Source organism: Acinetobacter colistiniresistens, assembly GCF_024582815.1.
GTDB lineage: Bacteria > Pseudomonadota > Gammaproteobacteria > Pseudomonadales > Moraxellaceae > Acinetobacter.
In genome coordinates this window covers 2,218,290-2,237,002 of the sequence record NZ_CP102099.1, presented here as the reverse complement: position 1 = coordinate 2,237,002, position 18,713 = coordinate 2,218,290, and the positions used below count along the sequence as shown (strand labels likewise).

Below are 18,713 nucleotides of genomic sequence, written 5' to 3'. Positions count from 1 at the left end.
CATCATTCATCATTATTTAAGATGCGAATTTTGCATTTGGGAAGAAACGGCCTTCAATAAGGTCATAACACCACTGGAAAATGAATGTATAAACCAAAATACACATCGTCAACCCAAAATCCAGGATCAGCGCTTCAAGAAAACTCATCTTCATCATATAAGCGATGATTGGAATTGTTGCCAACATTAAACCGCCTTCAAAACCTATCGCATGAAGAATACGCACAGGAATCGTTCTTTTCCACTGATATTTATGTTCTACTTTTTCAAAGTAATGATTAAAGATCATATTCCAGAACACGGAAATGACAGCCATGATCGTGCCAAGAACACCTGTCACTTCAAGCGGCATACTAAAAATAAAACTTAACGCAATTGCGATGATGACCAATAAAATCACTTCATAGCTAATTGCATGAATGAGTCTTCTTTTGGAAATCAACATTTAATAACACTCTTTTGTTTGGATAGTCGCTATTTTATTTTTATAATTTTGATTAATCCAATCAGGTTCTTTCAGTTTTTTTGACAGATGAATATTAATCAAGAACAACTCATCATGTTTCAAGCCGTTATTGAAACCGGCTCTTTCTCAGCCGCAGCACGTAAATTAGGCAAGGTTCCTTCAGCGGTAAGTATGTCGATTGCCAATTTGGAAATTGATCTCAATCTTAATCTATTTGAAAGATCTGGACGTGAGCCCATACCAACCGCCGAGGCAATCGTACTTTATGAGAAAACCCAGCAATTATTGATTGAGATGAATCAATGGAAGCAGCATGCCCACGCACTGAGTACAGGCCTGGAGTCAACCCTGAATATTGTAGTGGTATCTGAACTGCTTTATACCAATTGGACCGACTACATTACCCTGCTTGAACAGCGCTTTCCGAGTCTTGCCCTTAATATCTTCTCTGCTCCTCAAGAAGATGCTTTACAAATGTTGCTGGATCAATCGGCACAGCTGGCCCTGATGTTCGAACGTGAGCAACTGGATAGCCGCGAACAATTCGTGGAACTTAAAAGAGAGGCGCTTGTCCCTGTCATTGCTAAAAATCACTCTTTAGCGCAACTCCCTCATGTGTCTTTTGAGCAAATTGTACAAACACGTCAGATTGTCGTAGCAAGTCGTGATTACAGCATCAAGCCAGAGTTACTCTATTCAAAAGACTATTGGCGTACTGATAATCACCATTCCGCCTGTATGATGATTATTCGTAACTTAGGTTGGGGCGTTCTGCCTTTACAGATGTTTAATGAAAACCCAGAACTTAAAAAGAAACTTAAGATTTTGGAGATGTATGATTTCACACCAAAATTTGAATATTATGTCGATCTGGTGTGGAGCCGTGAAAGCGAATTGGGTCTGGCTGCAAAATATTTGATTGATCATATTCGCTTACAACGTCAGCAGAATGAATCCTGAGACTTAACTCAGATGAACAATACAACCAACAAAAGCGGGGCTTTGCTTTCATGCAGATTGTGTTATAACAGAAGTTACCAATAATATTGTTTATTAAGAATGCGATATCAATGACTCAGACTGCATTACACCAATTAAAAAATTTAACTACTGTTGTTGCTGATAGTAGTGATCTCGAAGCAATTGAAAAGTTTCGTCCTTTAGATGCAACAACCAATCCATCACTCATCACAGCAGCGGCAGAACAACCGGAAAGCCGAACACTGATTGAAGACGCCTATACCCAAGCAAAGCAAGAAGGCTATCAAAGTGATGAACTGATTGAACGTACCATTGATATTTTGACGGTCAAATTTGGTGTCGAAATTTTAAAATTGATTGATGGTCGTGTCTCTACTGAAGTCGATGCATCTCTGTCATATAATACTGAAGCAACAATTAGTAAAGCACGTGAGTTGTCTCAGCTCTATCAAGGTTATGGCATCGAACAATCGCGCATCCTGATTAAAATTGCTTCCACTTGGGAAGGGATTCAGGCAGCCAAAGTTCTAGAAGCTGAAGGAATTCCTTGTAACCTGACTTTATTGTTTGGTTTACATCAAGCTCAAGCCTGTGCTGATTCCAAGGTCACACTGATCTCGCCTTTTGTGGGACGTATTTTGGATTGGTATAAAAAAGCCGAAGGTGTTGAGCAATATCCAATTACCAAAGATCCGGGCGTACTGTCGGTGAAGAAAATTTATAACTATTACAAACAGCATGGTATCCCAACCCAAGTCATGGGTGCGAGCTTCCGTAGTACGGCACAAGTACTGGGTTTAGCCGGTTGTGACTTACTCACGATTGCCCCTAATCTATTGGCACAGTTGGAGCAAGACCAACAGCGTGTTGAAGCTCAGCTCAGCACCGAGTTTGCCCGACAAGCAGAAAAAATCGAACGTCCTGCACAAACAAAAGAAAGTTTTAAAGCTGAGCTTGAGCAAGATCTGATGGCTTTCCAATTGCTGCAAGGCGGCATTGATGGCTTTATCAAAGCGCGTGACCAGTTGAGTTTATTGCTGCGTCAATCTTTTGGAATTGATGCTGAAATCCAACCCTAATTAGTCGATTTTTCACCAATAAAAACCGATTTTTGCTATATTAGCGAAAATCGGTTTTTTAATGAGTTTATTGTGTTCGGTATAACAGATTTAACCACTTATATTATTGGTACAATCTTAATTGTGTTATTACCTGGTCCAAATTCACTCTATGTCATGTCCGTAGCATCGCGTTATGGCATTCGCACTGGTTATGCCGCTGCATGTGGTGTATTTACTGGCGATTTTATTTTAATTCTGTGTACCGTATTGGGCGCGGCCTCTTTACTCAAAGCCTTCCCGATCTTATTTATTATTCTCAAATTGACAGGTGCATGTTACCTCGCTTATTTAGGCTTTAAATTACTGCAAGGCGCTTATCAAACGTGGAATAAACCACCGCATCATGTAGAAATGGCCGAACTGCCGAACCTTGATCAGGTTCATCCCTATCGTACCGCACTCAGCATTAGCTTGCTAAACCCCAAAGCGATTCTATTCTTCCTCTCCTTCTTTGTTCAGTTTGTTGAACCAAGTTATGCTTACCCAGCATTCAGCTTTTTAATTTTGGCAATTATTCTACAAATCGTGAGTTTCAGTTATTTAACAGCCCTTATTTTTTCAGGGATAAAACTTGCTGGCTTTTTCAAACATAATTATAAGCTCGCAGCTGCTGGTATCTGTCTGGTCGGCATTTTATTCTTTGGTTTCGGTTTAAGATTGGCTACCTCGACTTTAACTTAATCTAGATTTAACCGAATGATCAATTTATTCAATCATTTTAGAACTACGATTTAATAAGCATTAACGATATACTTTTCAACAAATTTTAAACAAGTATAGATGCATAGATGCAACGTCTCCTTCAGGATTTTTCCATTCCAGCAGTTTTCGCTGGCTTTATTACATTCTTAATCGGGATTAGTGTTTCCGCCGTCCTTGTTATTCAAGGTGCACAGTCTTTAGGTGCCAATACCGCCCAAATCAGTTCTTGGTTCTGGGCTCTGGGGCTTGCCATTGGCCTCTCTGGCTTAATCTTGTCTTGGAAATATAAATATCCTGTTGCCACGGCATGGTCTACACCCGGTATTGCACTGATTATTGCATCGACTGGACATTACGATCTTTATGAAGCGATTGGTGCCTTCCTGATCTGTGGTATTTCCATTGCTGTGGTCGGCTTTTCAGGGATTTTTCAAAAACTATTGGCCCATATTCCACAAAGCTTAACTTGCGCGATGCTTGCTGGGATTCTATTAAAGTTCGGTATTCAGATTTTTAGCAGCTTAGAAAGTCATCTCGGCTTTATTTTAAGTATGCTCGTGATTTACTTGGTGTCAAAACGCTTATTCCCACGTTATAGCATTGTACTGACCGTCATTTTAGGTGCGGCCATTTGTCCCCTGTTTATTGATTTTCAACTCCAAGCCATCACATGGTCTCTAACTCAACCTGTATGGATGCAACCTTCATTTTCGTGGTCTGCGATCTTGGGTTTGGCGTTGCCTCTGTTTGTGATCAACATGACCTCACAAAACTTACCAGGCATCGCCATGATTAAAAGTTATGGCTACCATCCACATGTCAATCAATTGGTGGGTTGGACAGGTGTTGCACATACTGTTTTCGCGCCTTTTGGCTGCTTTTCAATAAACCTCGCAGCAATTAGTGCAGCAGTGAGCTTAGATGATCAAGTGCATCCTGATCCAAGCAAACGTTATATTGCAGGTATCAGTTGTGGTCTGTTCTATATTTTGATGGGACTTTTTGCAGCAACCTTAGTCAGTTTATTAATGTCATTTCCGCAGATTTTTATTGTGGCACTTGCAGGAATTGCGCTATTTGCAACGATTAGTCATAACATTGCGGTGGCTTTTTCAAATGTAGAAGAGCGTGAAGCAGCATTATTAACTTTTTTATGTAGCGCTTCTGGTGTTGAATTCTGGGGCATTGGCTCTGCATTTTGGGGCCTGTTATTGGGTATCTTGGTATTGCTGCTCTTTAGATTTAAAGCAAAAAAATAAGCCTTAGTTGACTAGGGTCTGTTGACATTTCAGCCATGTCTTGCGTTATTAGCTAAAACAACATAAACAAGGCATGAAACGCAGGTAATGGTAGTCCCCTTGCCAAGTTTCATAACGCAGTTTAGGGAAGTTTTAGCTATAACCCTACGGGACAGAGACATTTTTTGTCGCTACTACGTTATGCCTTATTCATTTAGAATAACTAAATCTCATAAGTCATGCCTCGTATCGTCTAAAAATGTCTTCTGTCGCAAGCATCTGTGAAATATCAACAGACCCTAAGGCTTATTCAACAATAGAGAGGAAAATTGTGGATTACTTTTCCTCTAAATCTTTCTGCGCTTCTTCATCATTGAGGATTCGGGCAGCCTGTTGAGGGCGAATTAATGGCGCCGTTGGTCGTGGATGCGTATGGGTATACTGTAAGCCGACGCCTGCATAGACATCATCCGCTGCAATTTCAGTTTCAAAACGCTCTTCATCACGATCTCGAATTTCATCGGTAATCCGTTGTACTTCGTCTTCTTCAACACCCAATTCATGTAAAATCACACCACCGAACTTGATTGCTGATTCAAAGGTTTCACGGATCATATAATCGACTTTCTGTTTCACTAAGTAGAGTGAATGCTCACGGTCATACGAACGCACCAACAGCTTTGCCAATGGAAATTCGTGTGTTACCAACTCCACAATCCGATTCGTCGTTTCTTTACTATCCACACAGACAACAATGGCTTGGGCCGAAGAAGCACCAGAGGCATGCAAAATATCTAAACGGCAACCATCACCATAATAAATTTTAAAACCAAACTTTTCTGCGTTTTGAATCATATCAATGTCATTGTCAATAATAGTGACATCGACGCCACGTGCTAATAACAGTTGACTGGTTACTTGGCCAAAACGACCAAAACCGATCATCAAAATACTGCCACTCAAACCCTCGGCCACCTGAACATTGTCCAAATTGACTTGATCTTTGGCTTGCGTGAAGCGTTTGAAAATGATGCCTAAAATCGGTGTCAACACCATCGACAACACCACAATTGCAGTAAGATTCGACTTTACCGAATTATCAATCACTTGGGCACTTAGCGCTGCAGCAAAGAGTACAAAGGCAAATTCGCCCCCTTGTGCCATTAACAGTGCACGATCCAGTGCTTCCGTATGCGAACTTTTGGTGACTTGCGCTACGATATAAATCATCAGGGCTTTAGCAAACATCATCGCCAATACGCCACTGAGAATCAGCTGCCAGTTTTGCGCAACTACGGAAAGATCTAAAGACATGCCTACGCCAAGGAAGAACAAACCCAGTAGTAAACCACGGAAAGGCTCAATATCAGCTTCAATTTGATGTCTAAAGGTCGATTCAGATAACAGCACGCCTGCCAAAAATGCACCCATTGCCATAGATAGACCGCTTACTTGCATCAACAATGCGGCACCTAAAACCACAAGAAGTGCTGCGGCAGTCATGACTTCACGTGCCTTGGCAGCGGCCAACAATCTGAATAATGGATTAAGTAACCAATAACCTGCGGCAATTAAACCCGCTATTGCAATAAGTCCAAGACCGATACTTTCTAAACGTGTTGAGGTTGTTTCAACCACATGGTTGGGTGCCATAAAAGCCACAATTGCCAATAAAGGAACAATCAATAAATCTTCGAATAATAAAATGGCAACGATCTTTTGACCTTGAGGTTGAGCAATATCCCCTCGATCGCCTAATAACTGCATCACAATGGCCGTCGAGGTCAAAACAAAACCTGCAGCACCAATGAATGCAACTTGCCAGCTAAAACCAAATAGCAAACCAACGCCTGTGAGAGCTAAGGCACAAGCAACAATCTGCAAAGTCCCTAAACCAAAGATTTCACGCCTTAAACTCCATAAATGCGAAGGCTGCATCTCCAGACCAATCACAAATAAATACATCACAATGCCTAATTCGGCAATATGCAAAATCGAGGCAGAATCATGGAAAAATGCAAAGCCGAACGGCCCAATAATCAGACCCGCAATTAAATAACCTAATACTGAACCTAAGCCAATGCGCTTAAAAATAGGAACGGCAACAACCGCTGCCGCGAGAAGCACCACTGGTGCAATTAAACTAATAGAATGTGCTTCTGAACTCATACAGTTCTCATTGTTATCTAGCTGCTTTCATTTTATGTGAAACATTACACGTTTTATATATCATTTATGAGACAATGTATCTCAACTCATTCATTTAACAGCTTTTAAATCACTGCTTTTTCAAGAATAAAACAAAGGCTTAATTGATTGCATTTTTATCCCAAAAAGCCTGTCGAATTTGAGGCATTGCATTAAGGTGATTAATCATGTGCTGAGCTTCTTCAGCATCAATTGAGGTTGCGATTAGCGTCACCTCAATCTCAACTTCTTTTTCCCCAAATGGCGTGACATCAATATCTTTTGCAGGGTAATTATGATGTTTTAAGGTGAGATTCAGTTCATCCATTACAGCTTTGCTATGGCTACGATCACAAATGATATAAATCACATGCAAAACCTCAGTGTCATCGTCTAATGGACGACGATCGATCACATGCACGATCGGACGCAGCAAGGTATTAGCCGCCAGAATAAATAAGGTGGCGATAATAGCCTCTACGATTAGGTCTGCGCCCGCAGAAGCTCCCACAGCTGCCGAACACCACAGAGTAGCAGCTGTATTTAAACCATGAATATTGCCTTCTTGACGCATAATCACACCAGCACCCAAAAAGCCAATCCCTGAAACCACATAGGCAATCACTCGGACAGCTCCATCTGCCCCCGTGAGATTTATTGCAATATCTACAAAAATCGCAGCGCCAACGGCAACCAGTACATTGGTTCTTAACCCTGCCGTCCGCTGCCGATACTGACGCTCTATACCAATTAATGCACCTAAAGCGAATGCTGTAACAAGGCTAATTAATGTATCAACGATATTAGATAAATCAATATGTTGTAGAAATTTTAATTGCATTATACACCTATTGTGTTATTGCCAGCCGTAACGGCGGATATACATTGTTTTGACCCATTGTGTCACACACATATAGGCAATCAAGATGAAAGGTAGATAGAAAAAATAACTTAGCGGTAAAGCTTCCAATTTCAAATAGCTAGCTAAAGGCCCCATTGGTAAGAATATACCAATACACATAATGATTGCAGTCATGACCAGTAATGGTGTTGCAGCTCGGCTTTGAATAAATGGAATTTTAGCGGTACGAATCATGTGCACAATCAATGTTTGCGTCAACAATCCCACAACAAACCATCCCGATTGGAACAAAGTTTGCTGTTCTGGCGTATTCGCAGAGAACACAAACCACATCAATGCAAATGTAAGGATGTCAAAAATTGAACTAATCGGCCCAAAAACGATCATAAAACGCCCCACTTCCTCAGGTTGCCAACGTTGCGGCTGAGCAATCAACTCTTCATCGACATGGTCAAATGGAATCGCAATTTGAGAGATATCGTAAAGCAGGTTCTGGATCAGTAAGTGAATAGGCAACATTGGTAGAAATGGAATAAAAGCACTGGCTATTAATACCGAAAAAACATTACCAAAATTTGAACTTGCCGTCATTTTGATATATTTCAGCATATTGGCAAATGTTCTACGTCCTTCAATCACACCTTGCTCAAGTACCATCAGACTTTTTTCAAGCAAAATCAAATCTGCCGATTCTTTTGCAATATCAACCGCTGTATCAACAGAAATACCAATATCCGCAGCACGAATGGCAGCTGCATCATTGATACCATCTCCCAGGAAACCAACCACATGCCCATTGGCTTTAAGTTGCTCAACAATTCGTTCTTTATGCACGGGACTGAGTTTTGCAAAAATATGGTACTGCTCTACCGCTCTTTGAAGCTGTTGGTCGGTCAGGGTTTCAATCACACTACCCAATAAAACCTGCTTAAAATCGATCCCAATTTCACGGCATACTTTTTGAGTGACAAATTCATTATCACCTGTCAGTACTTTCACCGTTACACCGTGTGCATGTAGGCTTTTTACTGCCGCCATTGCTGACTCTTTTGGCGGATCAAGAAAAGCAACATAACCAATTAAAATAAGATCGCTTTCATCGACGACCGAAAAGTTTTCCTGTGCATTTGAAAACTCGCGATATGCAACCGCCACAACACGCAAACCGTCCTTGTTATAACGCTGAGTTAACGCTTCAATCGCTACTTGCCGTTGCTGGGTCAATGCTTCAATTTTTCCGTTAACCTCAACATAACGGCAAACTTTCAGCATTTCTTCTACCGCACCCTTGGTAATCATTCTGACACGATCTTCGGGTGTCTTCACGACCACAGACATCCGACGACGATCAAAGTCAAATGGCACTTCATCTACTTTTTTATAGTGTAACTTTTGCGTTTTAATATCTTGGCCAACCGCTTCCAGCACTGCCACATCAAGCAGATTTTTTAATCCAGTTTGATAATAACTGTTTAAGAAAGCCTGCATTAAAACATAATGTGAAGTTTGTCCATGTACATCCACATGCTGAGATAAAAAGATTTTATCTTGTGTCAACGTTCCCGTTTTATCTGTGCAGAGTACATCCATCGCACCAAAATTTTGAATTGCATCCAGCCGTTTGACAATTACTTTCTTTTTAGAGAGGAAGACTGCGCCCTTGGCTAAGGTTGAAGTCACAATCATCGGTAGCATTTCAGGTGTTAAGCCGACCGCAACTGAAAGTGCAAATAGAAATGCCTCTGTCCAGTCGCCTTTGGTGAAACCATTAATAAATAACACAATCGGTGCCATCACCAACATAAAGCGAATCAGTAACCAACTTACTTTATTGACCCCCATCTGAAACGATGTGGTCCCCCGATCTGTCGCCGTCACACGATGTGCCAAAGCACCGAAATAAGTTTGAATACCAGTACTGACTACAACAGCTTGGGCTGAGCCAGACACCACATTGGTCCCCATAAATACGATATTTTCCAACTCAAGCGCACTTTGCTCCTGCATATTTTTTTGCAATGCAAATTTTTCTACAGGCATCGATTCGCCCGTCATTGCAGCTTGGGACACAAACAAATCTTTGGCTGTTAAAATGCGACAGTCTGCAGGGATCATATCTCCCGCTGAAAGCAAGATGACATCACCTGGAACCAAATACTGAATCGGCATTTCAAATTGAGTATTTTTTTGATTTTTTACATCAATTCCATAACGTTGTTGCATCAATGTCAGATCATCATAGCTGACCTGATGACGTAACACCGTTGCTGTGTTACTGACCATGGCTTTTAATGCATCTGCTGCCTGATTAGACTTTGACTCTTGCCAATAGCGTAATAAGGTTGAAAGTATCACCATCACACTAATAATACTGGCACCGGTTAGGTCATCTGTCAGAAAGGCAACCAAAGCTAACAAGCTCAATAAAATATTGAATGGATTGCGATAGCAATACCAAAGATGTTGCCACCAGGTTAATGGCTTTTCATGTGCAATTTCATTTAACCCAACAAGTTTCTGTTGTGCGTTTGCCTGTTGCTCAGTTAACCCCGAATTTGAACTATTTAATTGTTGTAATAACTGTGCTGAATCAAGCTGTGCAGCATCCACTAAACGAGCAGATAATGTTTTACCAATTTCTTGTGCATAGCTTGATTGATGTAATTCTTTAAATGATTGACTCCGCCCAAAAAAGCGCATGAGGTGGAATCTTTTAAGAAATGCAGTAAAAAGTCGTTGCCAGAGTTTCATATTGAAATCCTCTTTTTTAGGCATGCAAAGGCCTTGACCTTATTTTCATCAATAAAGTCGATTGAAAAAATATAAATTTAGGAAATAACGAAGTTGAGCATTCTTAGAATGAAGGGGTAAAACTTAACCCAAGCCCAAACCATCTCTGTCGAAAGGCATTTAGACGTTCGCCGATTGAAGCTTCTAATACGAGGATATTTGGAATGAGGCTGTAATTCACAGCAGCTTGCACAAAGGGTGATTGACGGTCTTGATTATAGGTTTCTGCGCTTATGGCGAAACGGTCGGATAAAGAGTAATTGGTCGCGACTCCCCAACGGATTAAACCGACATGATCTGGACCATCCTGATAACCGATATTGGTATTGAGGCCCAAGCGTTGATCAATCAGATTAAAACTCATCGGTACGTTGAAAAACCAATCTAGATCGGAGCGCTGTTTAGATTGTTCATCACGTGACAACATCAGGCTGGTAGCAACACCCCAGTGGTTACTCATTGGCTTTAAGACAGTTTTCGCTTGAACAGAAAAACCATGCACATTATCCAGATCTTGGGTCGCATGATAGCCAAGCGAGACTTCAAAATTTTGGCCTAGATTACAGGCTGGCGTAATCTGATAGGAACTGGCTCCGCCCTTTAAAAATAGATATGACGATTCTAATTGACAATGATGTGCTGCGGTTATTGAAGCATCATCTGTATTTAACAGTGGATCTGCTTTGCTCTTTTGAGCGAGCAGCAATACCCCACAGAGTAAAAATACGCTGAGGGTATAATACCATTGAATGGAAGCGTGTAAAAACATAGGCTTCTCCCCATTTTTAGGTGGGAAACTAAACGGGCTGTAGTCAATACAATAAATTTTTGCTAATACGTAAAAATTTTATAAGTCAGGGAATAATTATATACATTTTATCAAAGCTATCTCCTTGCAAGATAGCCGACCTAAAAGGCTAACTTGCTCAGTATTCGCTTTGGTTTAAAAGATAATTAAACTCGAACCTCGAACAACTTCCCATTTAGGATCTCCGTTGAATAAACTCATCGGCATTATAGGGGAAGTTATTAGATTAACAAGCCCCTTTTCATGAATTTTTTATTGCAACACACAATTCAGTGCGACAAGGTTTTATTGCTTAAAGCTCTCTCACTACTACTGTTTTGGCCATTTTGTCATGCCAACCCTGTTTCTTGGAGTCAAATGCAACCCAAATTAAACCAATAAAAAATACTAATGTAGCTGGAATATAACCAATGTAGCGAATAATCCCTTGCCCAACACTAATCTTTTCTCCTGTTTTTTCATCCAAGACTTTTAATCGAAGTAAACGTTTACCTGGCGTTCCTGCGAATTTAATCCAGCAAAAAATGTAAAAAGCTGCTGTGATGATTTGCCACACCCAATCCCATGTAGACATAAACTGGAATGATGAGAACCCATCTGAGGCAACAGTAGTATCACCACCCCCAAAGATCATGGTTAAAGGAATTAATGCGACAATGATAATGATCGAATCAATAATTGCTGCGCCAACACGTATCCAGAAACCCGCATACTCATATTGTTGAGACATATTTCCCTCTCTTTGATTATTTCTATAAAATATTAATAAATAATAACCTGTTGCAGCATTTATTTATATTATCTTTTGTTGTAATTCTCGCTCAAAAAAATCAATAGTTCGTTGCCAAACCACTTGTGCTTCCGGCATACCGCGACTCACGCTACGAAAACCATGCGGCATATTATAGGTATAGGCTTCCACACGATCACCCAATTGTTGAATAAGTTGATTGCGTTTGGTCGCTGGACAAAATGGATCAACCGTAGACCAATGTCCTTGTAAAATACGAACTTGATCTAAAGATTCTTTTTTCGGTACGCCTGCTCCTTCAATCCCTAATGAGTGGTGATACACCACAGGCGCCAACATATCGTCTCGTTTGGCCATCTGAATGACATAGCCGCCTGTAAGACATTGCCCCAACATCCCCAAACGTCCATTTGACCGTGGATCTGCTTTTAATGCATCCAGTAATACATGAATTTCCTGATTCACCCCACTATCCGCAGCATTGGTTCGTCCTGCCTTATTTACCATAGCACGAATACAATATTTGACTGCGCCACCACTAAATAAGTTAGGGACATAGACCAAATAGCCACGATCCGCCAAATCTTGGGCATCTTCTCGATAGACATCTAAAATACCGAATAACTCATGCAGCAATAATATGGCAGGTGCTTTTTCTAAGGTTTGAGCAGGTGCATACACTTCAACTTCAATTTGACGTGTCGGTAATGTGATTGTTTTTATTTCCATTGCAGTCATCCGTTGCGTTCGAATGATTTTCATCCTATTTGTGACAATATCAATTGTCAAATAAAAAAGGATGTCTGACGACATCCTTTTTGCATTCATTCAATCAGCTGGTTAAATACTTAATAAACTGTTCAAAGTCTCTGCCACATTTTTCGATTTTACTTGAGGCTGTAGGCCTTTAAGTGCCTGTTGCACTTGGCTACGTTGTGGTTCAGCCAAGGTGTACCAACGTGACAATACTTGCAATAATCGAGAACCCAAAATTGGATTTTTCTCATCCAGATAAGTGGCAAGCTCGATGAAATGATCAACACCAAAACTCCAGGTATTGACTGGGTTTGCTGCCAAACCACCACTCACTGCACGGATACGATTCGGTGTTCCCAAATCATAATCGGCATGTTTGGTCAGATACTCAATTGTTTCTGCTGTTGCACACGGGTTCGATGCCTGGATACTAAACCATTGGTCTAAAGATAAGGCTTCATCTTTAAAACGGTTATAGAAATCAGCGAGCGCTGCTTGCGCTTGTGGTGCATCGTTCCACACCAAAACACGTAAGGCCCCTAAACGCTCAGACATATTGCCCGTTTGTTGATATTGCGCATAACCCAACTCAAAGACCGATTCATCGCCTTGACGTGCCAGCATGTTGAGCATGATATTTTTCAATGCTCGCACGCCCATTGCCAAAGAAAACTCTTTCTGTTGCGCTGGATCAAGGGCTAAATAGGTGTCTTTCCAGAATGAGCCCAACTCACGCGCTAAACGATCCAGTACCGCTTCACGTTTTTCACGAATCAGTTCGGGTTCATAGTCCTGATCAATACGGCTGCCCAAGTAGTTTTCACTTGGTACATCAAATAAACGCGATGCCAGTAACGGATCTTGATTCACTAATTCAGGCAAGGTATTTTTAATCGCCTGAATATAAATATCTGCCTTATGATCGTCTAATAAAATCCGTTCCAATAAGGTTTGTGTGGCTTGCCATTGGTTAAAACCATTGGTTTCATGCTGAATTAGAAAAGCCAGATCGTCATCGGAATAGTCAAATACCAAATTCACAGGTGCCGAGAAATTACGCAATAAGGAAACGACAGGTTGCTCGGTTACCCCTGTAAATTCAATTGTTGCTTCATCTTGATCAAATAAATACACCCCATCTTTGACCTGATTCACAAACAGGTCTGTGCTGTGCAAAGTATATTGCTCACCCGTATTGGCATTAAATAAAGCCAAGGCCACAGGAATTGGCACTGCTTTAAGATTTGGATATTTTGGATGTGCTTTCAAGCTTTGTTTGAAGCTTAGACGATAAGTCTGTGCAGCGGCATTATATTCACCTTTGGCTTCTAACTTTGGCGTCCCTGGCTGGTTATACCAAGTCAGGAAATTAGAGAGATCCACACCAGAACCTGCACTTAATGCAGCCACCCAGTCTTCCACTGTGACCGCTTGCCCGTCATGACGCAGGAAATATTCATCAGTCCCTTGACGGTATTTTTCTTTGCCCAATAAAGTGGCCATCATGCGATTGATTTCAGCACCCTTCTCATACACCGTAGCAGTATAAAAGTTGTTGATTTCAACAAAATGATCTGGGCGTGGTGGATGCGACAATGGACCTGCATCTTCCGGGAATTGATGCGACTTTAACACGGCCACATCATCTATGCGTTGTACGGCCGCTGATTGTAAGTCTTCAGAGAAAGACTGATCACGAAAAACCGTTAAACCTTCTTTTAAGCACAACTGGAACCAGTCACGACAGGTAATCCGGTTGCCTGTCCAGTTGTGAAAGTATTCATGTGCAATCACCGACTGGACTCGCATAATCGCAGCATCAGTGGTGTATTCTTCATCGGCAAGCACACAAGAAGTATTAAAGATATTTAAACCTTTGTTCTCCATTGCCCCCATGTTGAACTGACTCACTGCCACGATCATATAGTTATCGAGATCGTAAGGACGACCGTAATGTTCTTCATCCCAGCGCATTGAATGCTTTAGAGCTTCCATCGCGATGTGACATTTTGGAATATCTTTTTCAATCGCATAAATCTCCAAAGCAACATCACGGCCTTCGGAGGTTGTATAACGATCTTTCAATACTGCTAAATCACCAATCACACAGGCAAATAAATAGCTCGGTTTTTTGGTTGGATCTTGCCAGATCGCAAAATGACGGCCCTCTCCAGCCTCACCCGTTTCCAATAAGTTCCCGTTTGCAAGCAATACTGGATATTTCTTGTCTGCTTCTACTCGTGTGGTAAATTCAGCAAGCACATCTGGGCGATCTGGATAGAAGGTAATTTTACGGAAACCTTCAGGTTCATTTTGAGTGACAAATAAATCCCCTGCCTTGTATAGACCTTCAAGCTGAGTGTTCGACTCAGGATGAATGATCACTTGCGTTTGTAGAATGACCTGATCTGGTGCATCAGTGATCACCAATTGTTCACTGTCCAGATCATATTGCTCGGCACTCAGCGTCTGACCATTAAGTTGAATTGATTTGAGTTCCAGATCACGACCTAACAGAACCAATGCACCTGCTGTCTGACGTTTCATCACCAGTGTAGAATCAACAACGGTATGATCATCATAAACCTGAATATCCAAATTGATGGATTCAACCAAGAATGAAGGCTTTTGATAGTCTTTTAAATAAATGGTTTGATCTGCCTGTACAGGGGGCTGCGCCGCAATATTCATCAGTATTCCTTATCTTTCATCATGTCGGATGGTCTTGTTGGCAAGACTCTTGATGAGTCGATCATACGCCAACTTACAAAAGCTGTCTTTAGAGTCACATACCAGTTTTAAGAATTTTATTGGGTTTACTTTTCATCTTTTCAAATTTATTGAGCAAATCACGTGCCGTTTAGACAAAATTACAACATGGTTTTCCATTCTTAAATAAATGCTACAGAATCGAAGGGGTTTTATCGCTCAACTTACATTTTTTTCTGGCGTTTTACATTTTGTGCACGGTTATTGCTTAAGTTTATATGCCAATGTAGGTAATACAATAAAACATGTGAGGGTATGACGATGGAATTAAAAGCACACTTATATCGTTTAGAAAATATCAAGGCGATTCACGATCTAGCAAAAGCAGGCGTGGATCATCATGTCATTTCCGTTTTTTTAACTGCAGAAGGAATTGAATTGACCGCATTAGAAGTGACCAATATCGTGAACACCTATGACGCGCTTGGTAAAGAAAAATTACCGAGTAAAAAAGTACAAGCACTCATTGCTGCAAAAAAAATCGGTCAGGAGGACGAAAACTTACCATGCCCAGTTTAATCATTCACTTTAACCAAAAAACCTCGAAGCGATTTCGAGGTTTTTTTATAACTATTTGATTATGGTGTTGCATTATCAGTACGTAACCAGACGACTGTACGGCCCAATGCTGAAACGCCCATATAACCACGCATACGTAAACGTTTACCTTCGCCTGTTACCACGCCTTTGCCTTTATAGATACGGCCAGATGTCGGCTCCAATACTCGACCATCAATATAAGAATCCGGCTTATCTGGATCTTCCCTAAAGCCTGATAAAATCTCTAGACCTAGAATCGGTTTATTGGTATTGGGTGCTGCACATTTAGTACAATTGGTCAGTGCAATGCCGTGTGAGTTTGGATAACGATAAACAATCTTCCCATGATAACGGCCGTCATTTCCTTTACGGATTTCTACGATTGAGAGTTGCTCACCTGTTCGTTCTTCGATACTTTTCCAGTAGCCCTCAATTGAAGCTGCAAAAGTCGTTGCGCTTGCACAAGCAATAGTGAGTCCCATGATTCCGTTCATGAGCATACGATTTAGCATATTAACCCCGTCTAAAAAAAGAAACCTATTCATCGTTATAGGTTTAATGCACGGAAATTATCACACTTTTTAATAAGTTACACTGTACGCTAGCGTTCATTTGTATAAGAAATGAGTTATCTATTTGCCAAATTTAAAACAATAATCGTTATTGTTTAGTACAAATAAAAAAGCCCAAACAGGTCGTTTAGGCTTTCTAAAGAACGATTGAATCCGTTAAGGATTCGCGCTGTCGGTTCGAATCCAGACTTGAGTACGTCCAAGTGCTGAAATTCCCATATACCCCCGCATGCGCAGACGCTTGCCATCGGCACTCAATTGCGCCTTACCCTTATAAATATTACCTGTTTTAGGCTCAAGAACTCGACCATCAATATATTGATTCGGATTTTTCGGATCTTCTTTTAGCCCCCACGCAATTTGCAATCCGAGAATTGGCTTATTTTTAAATGGTTCAGGACATTTAACACAATGGGTCAATACTGTCGCACCGCCAGGAACGGGATAACGATAGACAATCGTTCCTGTATAGGTATTATCGGGTTTCTTTTTAATTTCCACGATTGAAAGCTGCTCCCCTGTACGATCATCAATACTTTTCCAAAATCCTTCTGGGGTTGAAGCAAAACTAAGTGTCGTGAGTACAGTGAAAGAGATGCCCATGATTCCTTTCATGAGTGTGTTTTTTTGCATAATCAACTCCGTAATGCAAAACCGATCCGTCTATGACTTCATTTTTATACGAATGTTCAGAAACAGTCAACACAACAAAAGGTCATTTAATTACTTAAAATCAAACAAAATTTTAATTAATTCTCAGAATTTTTAATTAATGATTATGGCTTGGCACTACACATACAAATCCACTTTAAGATTCGACCTTAAGCAGAAACTCAGACAGTGTTCCGCATCTCAGCAACGATTAGATTGCCTAGACTGTATGAAGCTTCACCTCTTTGAGTGTCTACAATCTCACCTATAATTTTGATCTCGCTGTAAACTTTGCATCACTCTACAGATACAGCATGTATAATTCTGTTTTTAATGGTCGCAGGTTTAAAATCAATGGATTTACAGATTCTACAAAAACAGTTAGATGAAAGTAGCCATTGCCCGTTGTGCCGCGCGTCGATGTTCTGGATTGAGGCAGAACAGTACAATCAAGAATTTCAATTTCACGAATGCAGCCATTGTCAGCACCGTGTCTTTAAAAGTGATAGCAAACTGAATTGTCATTGTAGTCAATGCACCGCTCAACGGAAAAAACAAACCCAGCAAACCATTTTACAAGAACAGCGCAAGAACAAAGTTAAAGACGAAGTGATTTATAGTCTGAATCAACTGAGTTTTTTACATAAATTATTTTTGCTCAGCCTGCTAGATAACTATGCACGCGAAGACATACAGCATGATGAGCTGATTCATTGGCAGAATATTAAATATCGAGAATTTACACCCAACTATTTGTTCCAGAATCATTTAGTTCAAGAATTACTGAAACTCGGGGTATTTAAGTCACAAGATAGTAACTTGGAAACTGAACATTTTTATTTGAATGTTCGACTGGATGGCTATTCTGACCCGAGTCTGTTTAGTGTCACCCAACAATTGCGGCACTGGTTTTATGAAAACCTGAGTCTAGGAATTCCCTTTAAAAACACCGATGAGGTCAAGGATGCCCTCTATCTTGTGCTTTACCAAGAAATTGTACAATTCATGCAGTTCTATTGTCGAACTTGGGGCATCCAGATTGCAGGTAGCCGCCCATTCCAAGCTTTTTGTTACCGTTTAATGGAAGGGCTCGCTGTCGGCCAAATTTTTTATTTGATTCAAACCGCATTAGAATATCTGCATAAACAGAATGCTTTGCAGCCAAGAAACGATAGATTCATTAATACCAATTTATTAAAAAAGACCTTGGAACAATATCGTGAGCGTGCCTTAACTGAACGTTGGGAAACCACGACCTTACCCAGACCGTACACCATTCCATTTAGTAAAATGAGTGAAGTGCTGCTGTTTAAATTTTTGGGTTATGACGAGAGCATTTTTATTCAGCCAGTCTGGAAGTCTTGGCGAAAAATCGAACCTCGCTTAAGTTTCTACTCGGTTAAGCGATGCATGTATTGCGGTTCAAATGACTTAATTGTGGATTATGATGCCGAAGATTATGTGTCATTAATTTGCCGTCAATGTAAGCATCAAGATCATTATTTCACTCGCTAATAAA

The 18,713-nt window shown here is 40.7% G+C and carries 16 protein-coding genes; 6 read left to right on the top strand and 10 right to left on the bottom strand.

Going from position 1 to position 18,713, the window contains the following annotated elements:
- Window positions 1-16: 16 nt before the first annotated feature.
- Entirely contained in the window at window positions 17-445 is a 429-nt protein-coding gene (aceI, locus tag NQU59_RS10625; RefSeq protein ID WP_005240838.1) for a chlorhexidine efflux PACE transporter AceI, read from the bottom strand.
- 87 nt (window positions 446-532) lie between these two features.
- Between aceI and NQU59_RS10620 the strand changes: the two genes are divergently transcribed.
- From NQU59_RS10620 to NQU59_RS10605, 4 genes are all read left to right on the top strand, one after another.
- Entirely contained in the window at window positions 533-1,426 is an 894-nt protein-coding gene (locus NQU59_RS10620) for a LysR family transcriptional regulator (RefSeq protein ID WP_257063378.1), read from the top strand.
- A 110-nt stretch (window positions 1,427-1,536) separates the two neighbouring features.
- The gene (gene tal / locus NQU59_RS10615; RefSeq protein ID WP_257063377.1) at window positions 1,537-2,526 is read left to right on the top strand and encodes a transaldolase; all 990 of its coding nucleotides are present in this window, start codon (window positions 1,537-1,539) and stop codon (window positions 2,524-2,526) included.
- 72 nt (window positions 2,527-2,598) lie between these two features.
- A complete protein-coding gene (gene leuE, locus NQU59_RS10610; protein ID WP_257063376.1) occupies window positions 2,599-3,249 on the top strand; it encodes a leucine efflux protein LeuE in 651 nt (216 codons plus the stop codon).
- Window positions 3,250-3,356: 107 nt separating this feature from the next.
- Window positions 3,357-4,529: a benzoate/H(+) symporter BenE family transporter gene (locus tag NQU59_RS10605; RefSeq protein WP_257063375.1), complete on the top strand. Its 1,173-nt coding sequence runs from the start codon at window positions 3,357-3,359 to the stop codon at window positions 4,527-4,529.
- A 315-nt stretch (window positions 4,530-4,844) separates the two neighbouring features.
- On the opposite strand, the gene NQU59_RS10600 is transcribed toward NQU59_RS10605, so the two are convergent.
- From NQU59_RS10600 to pepN, 7 genes are all read right to left on the bottom strand, one after another.
- On the bottom strand, window positions 4,845-6,677 hold the full coding sequence (locus tag NQU59_RS10600) for a monovalent cation:proton antiporter-2 (CPA2) family protein (RefSeq protein ID WP_257063374.1): 1,833 nt from the start codon (window positions 6,675-6,677) through the stop codon (window positions 4,845-4,847).
- Window positions 6,678-6,816: 139 nt separating this feature from the next.
- Window positions 6,817-7,536: an MgtC/SapB family protein gene (locus NQU59_RS10595; protein WP_005240823.1), complete on the bottom strand. Its 720-nt coding sequence runs from the start codon at window positions 7,534-7,536 to the stop codon at window positions 6,817-6,819.
- A gap of 15 nt (window positions 7,537-7,551) precedes the next feature.
- Window positions 7,552-10,308: a magnesium-translocating P-type ATPase gene (mgtA, locus tag NQU59_RS10590; protein ID WP_043970172.1), complete on the bottom strand. Its 2,757-nt coding sequence runs from the start codon at window positions 10,306-10,308 to the stop codon at window positions 7,552-7,554.
- A gap of 103 nt (window positions 10,309-10,411) precedes the next feature.
- A complete protein-coding gene (locus NQU59_RS10585; protein ID WP_005240821.1) occupies window positions 10,412-11,116 on the bottom strand; it encodes a hypothetical protein in 705 nt (234 codons plus the stop codon).
- 331 nt (window positions 11,117-11,447) lie between these two features.
- Entirely contained in the window at window positions 11,448-11,885 is a 438-nt protein-coding gene (locus NQU59_RS10580; RefSeq protein WP_005240820.1) for an RDD family protein, read from the bottom strand.
- Window positions 11,886-11,948: 63 nt separating this feature from the next.
- The gene (locus NQU59_RS10575) at window positions 11,949-12,635 is read right to left on the bottom strand and encodes a dienelactone hydrolase family protein (protein WP_043970345.1); all 687 of its coding nucleotides are present in this window, start codon (window positions 12,633-12,635) and stop codon (window positions 11,949-11,951) included.
- A 111-nt stretch (window positions 12,636-12,746) separates the two neighbouring features.
- The gene (pepN, locus tag NQU59_RS10570; RefSeq protein WP_257063371.1) at window positions 12,747-15,353 is read right to left on the bottom strand and encodes an aminopeptidase N; all 2,607 of its coding nucleotides are present in this window, start codon (window positions 15,351-15,353) and stop codon (window positions 12,747-12,749) included.
- Between the two features lie 339 nt (window positions 15,354-15,692).
- Between pepN and NQU59_RS10565 the strand changes: the two genes are divergently transcribed.
- Window positions 15,693-15,950, top strand: a complete 258-nt coding sequence (locus NQU59_RS10565; protein ID WP_005053401.1) for a hypothetical protein — start codon at window positions 15,693-15,695, stop codon at window positions 15,948-15,950.
- A gap of 59 nt (window positions 15,951-16,009) precedes the next feature.
- On the opposite strand, the gene NQU59_RS10560 is transcribed toward NQU59_RS10565, so the two are convergent.
- Window positions 16,010-16,483: a DUF2147 domain-containing protein gene (locus tag NQU59_RS10560; RefSeq protein WP_043970181.1), complete on the bottom strand. Its 474-nt coding sequence runs from the start codon at window positions 16,481-16,483 to the stop codon at window positions 16,010-16,012.
- Between the two features lie 216 nt (window positions 16,484-16,699).
- Entirely contained in the window at window positions 16,700-17,176 is a 477-nt protein-coding gene (locus tag NQU59_RS10555; RefSeq protein ID WP_043970183.1) for a DUF2147 domain-containing protein, read from the bottom strand.
- 372 nt (window positions 17,177-17,548) lie between these two features.
- Here NQU59_RS10555 and NQU59_RS10550 point away from each other — a divergent pair, with 372 nt between their 5' ends.
- A complete protein-coding gene (locus tag NQU59_RS10550) occupies window positions 17,549-18,709 on the top strand; it encodes a hypothetical protein (RefSeq protein WP_257063367.1) in 1,161 nt (386 codons plus the stop codon).
- The last annotated feature ends 4 nt before the right edge of the window (window positions 18,710-18,713 follow it).

Coding starts and splice junctions, on each gene's coding strand:
- aceI (WP_005240838.1), bottom strand. CDS start 445: ATGTTGATTTCCAAAAGAAGACTCATTCATGCAATTAGCTATGAAGTG.
- NQU59_RS10620 (WP_257063378.1), top strand. CDS start 533: ATGAATATTAATCAAGAACAACTCATCATGTTTCAAGCCGTTATTGAA.
- tal (WP_257063377.1), top strand. CDS start 1,537: ATGACTCAGACTGCATTACACCAATTAAAAAATTTAACTACTGTTGTT.
- NQU59_RS10605 (WP_257063375.1), top strand. CDS start 3,357: ATGCAACGTCTCCTTCAGGATTTTTCCATTCCAGCAGTTTTCGCTGGC.
- NQU59_RS10600 (WP_257063374.1), bottom strand. CDS start 6,677: ATGAGTTCAGAAGCACATTCTATTAGTTTAATTGCACCAGTGGTGCTT.
- NQU59_RS10595 (WP_005240823.1), bottom strand. CDS start 7,536: ATGCAATTAAAATTTCTACAACATATTGATTTATCTAATATCGTTGAT.
- mgtA (WP_043970172.1), bottom strand. CDS start 10,308: ATGAAACTCTGGCAACGACTTTTTACTGCATTTCTTAAAAGATTCCAC.
- NQU59_RS10585 (WP_005240821.1), bottom strand. CDS start 11,116: ATGTTTTTACACGCTTCCATTCAATGGTATTATACCCTCAGCGTATTT.
- NQU59_RS10580 (WP_005240820.1), bottom strand. CDS start 11,885: ATGTCTCAACAATATGAGTATGCGGGTTTCTGGATACGTGTTGGCGCA.
- NQU59_RS10575 (WP_043970345.1), bottom strand. CDS start 12,635: ATGGAAATAAAAACAATCACATTACCGACACGTCAAATTGAAGTTGAA.
- pepN (WP_257063371.1), bottom strand. CDS start 15,353: ATGAATATTGCGGCGCAGCCCCCTGTACAGGCAGATCAAACCATTTAT.
- NQU59_RS10565 (WP_005053401.1), top strand. CDS start 15,693: ATGGAATTAAAAGCACACTTATATCGTTTAGAAAATATCAAGGCGATT.
- NQU59_RS10560 (WP_043970181.1), bottom strand. CDS start 16,483: ATGCTAAATCGTATGCTCATGAACGGAATCATGGGACTCACTATTGCT.
- NQU59_RS10555 (WP_043970183.1), bottom strand. CDS start 17,176: ATGCAAAAAAACACACTCATGAAAGGAATCATGGGCATCTCTTTCACT.
- NQU59_RS10550 (WP_257063367.1), top strand. CDS start 17,549: ATGGATTTACAGATTCTACAAAAACAGTTAGATGAAAGTAGCCATTGC.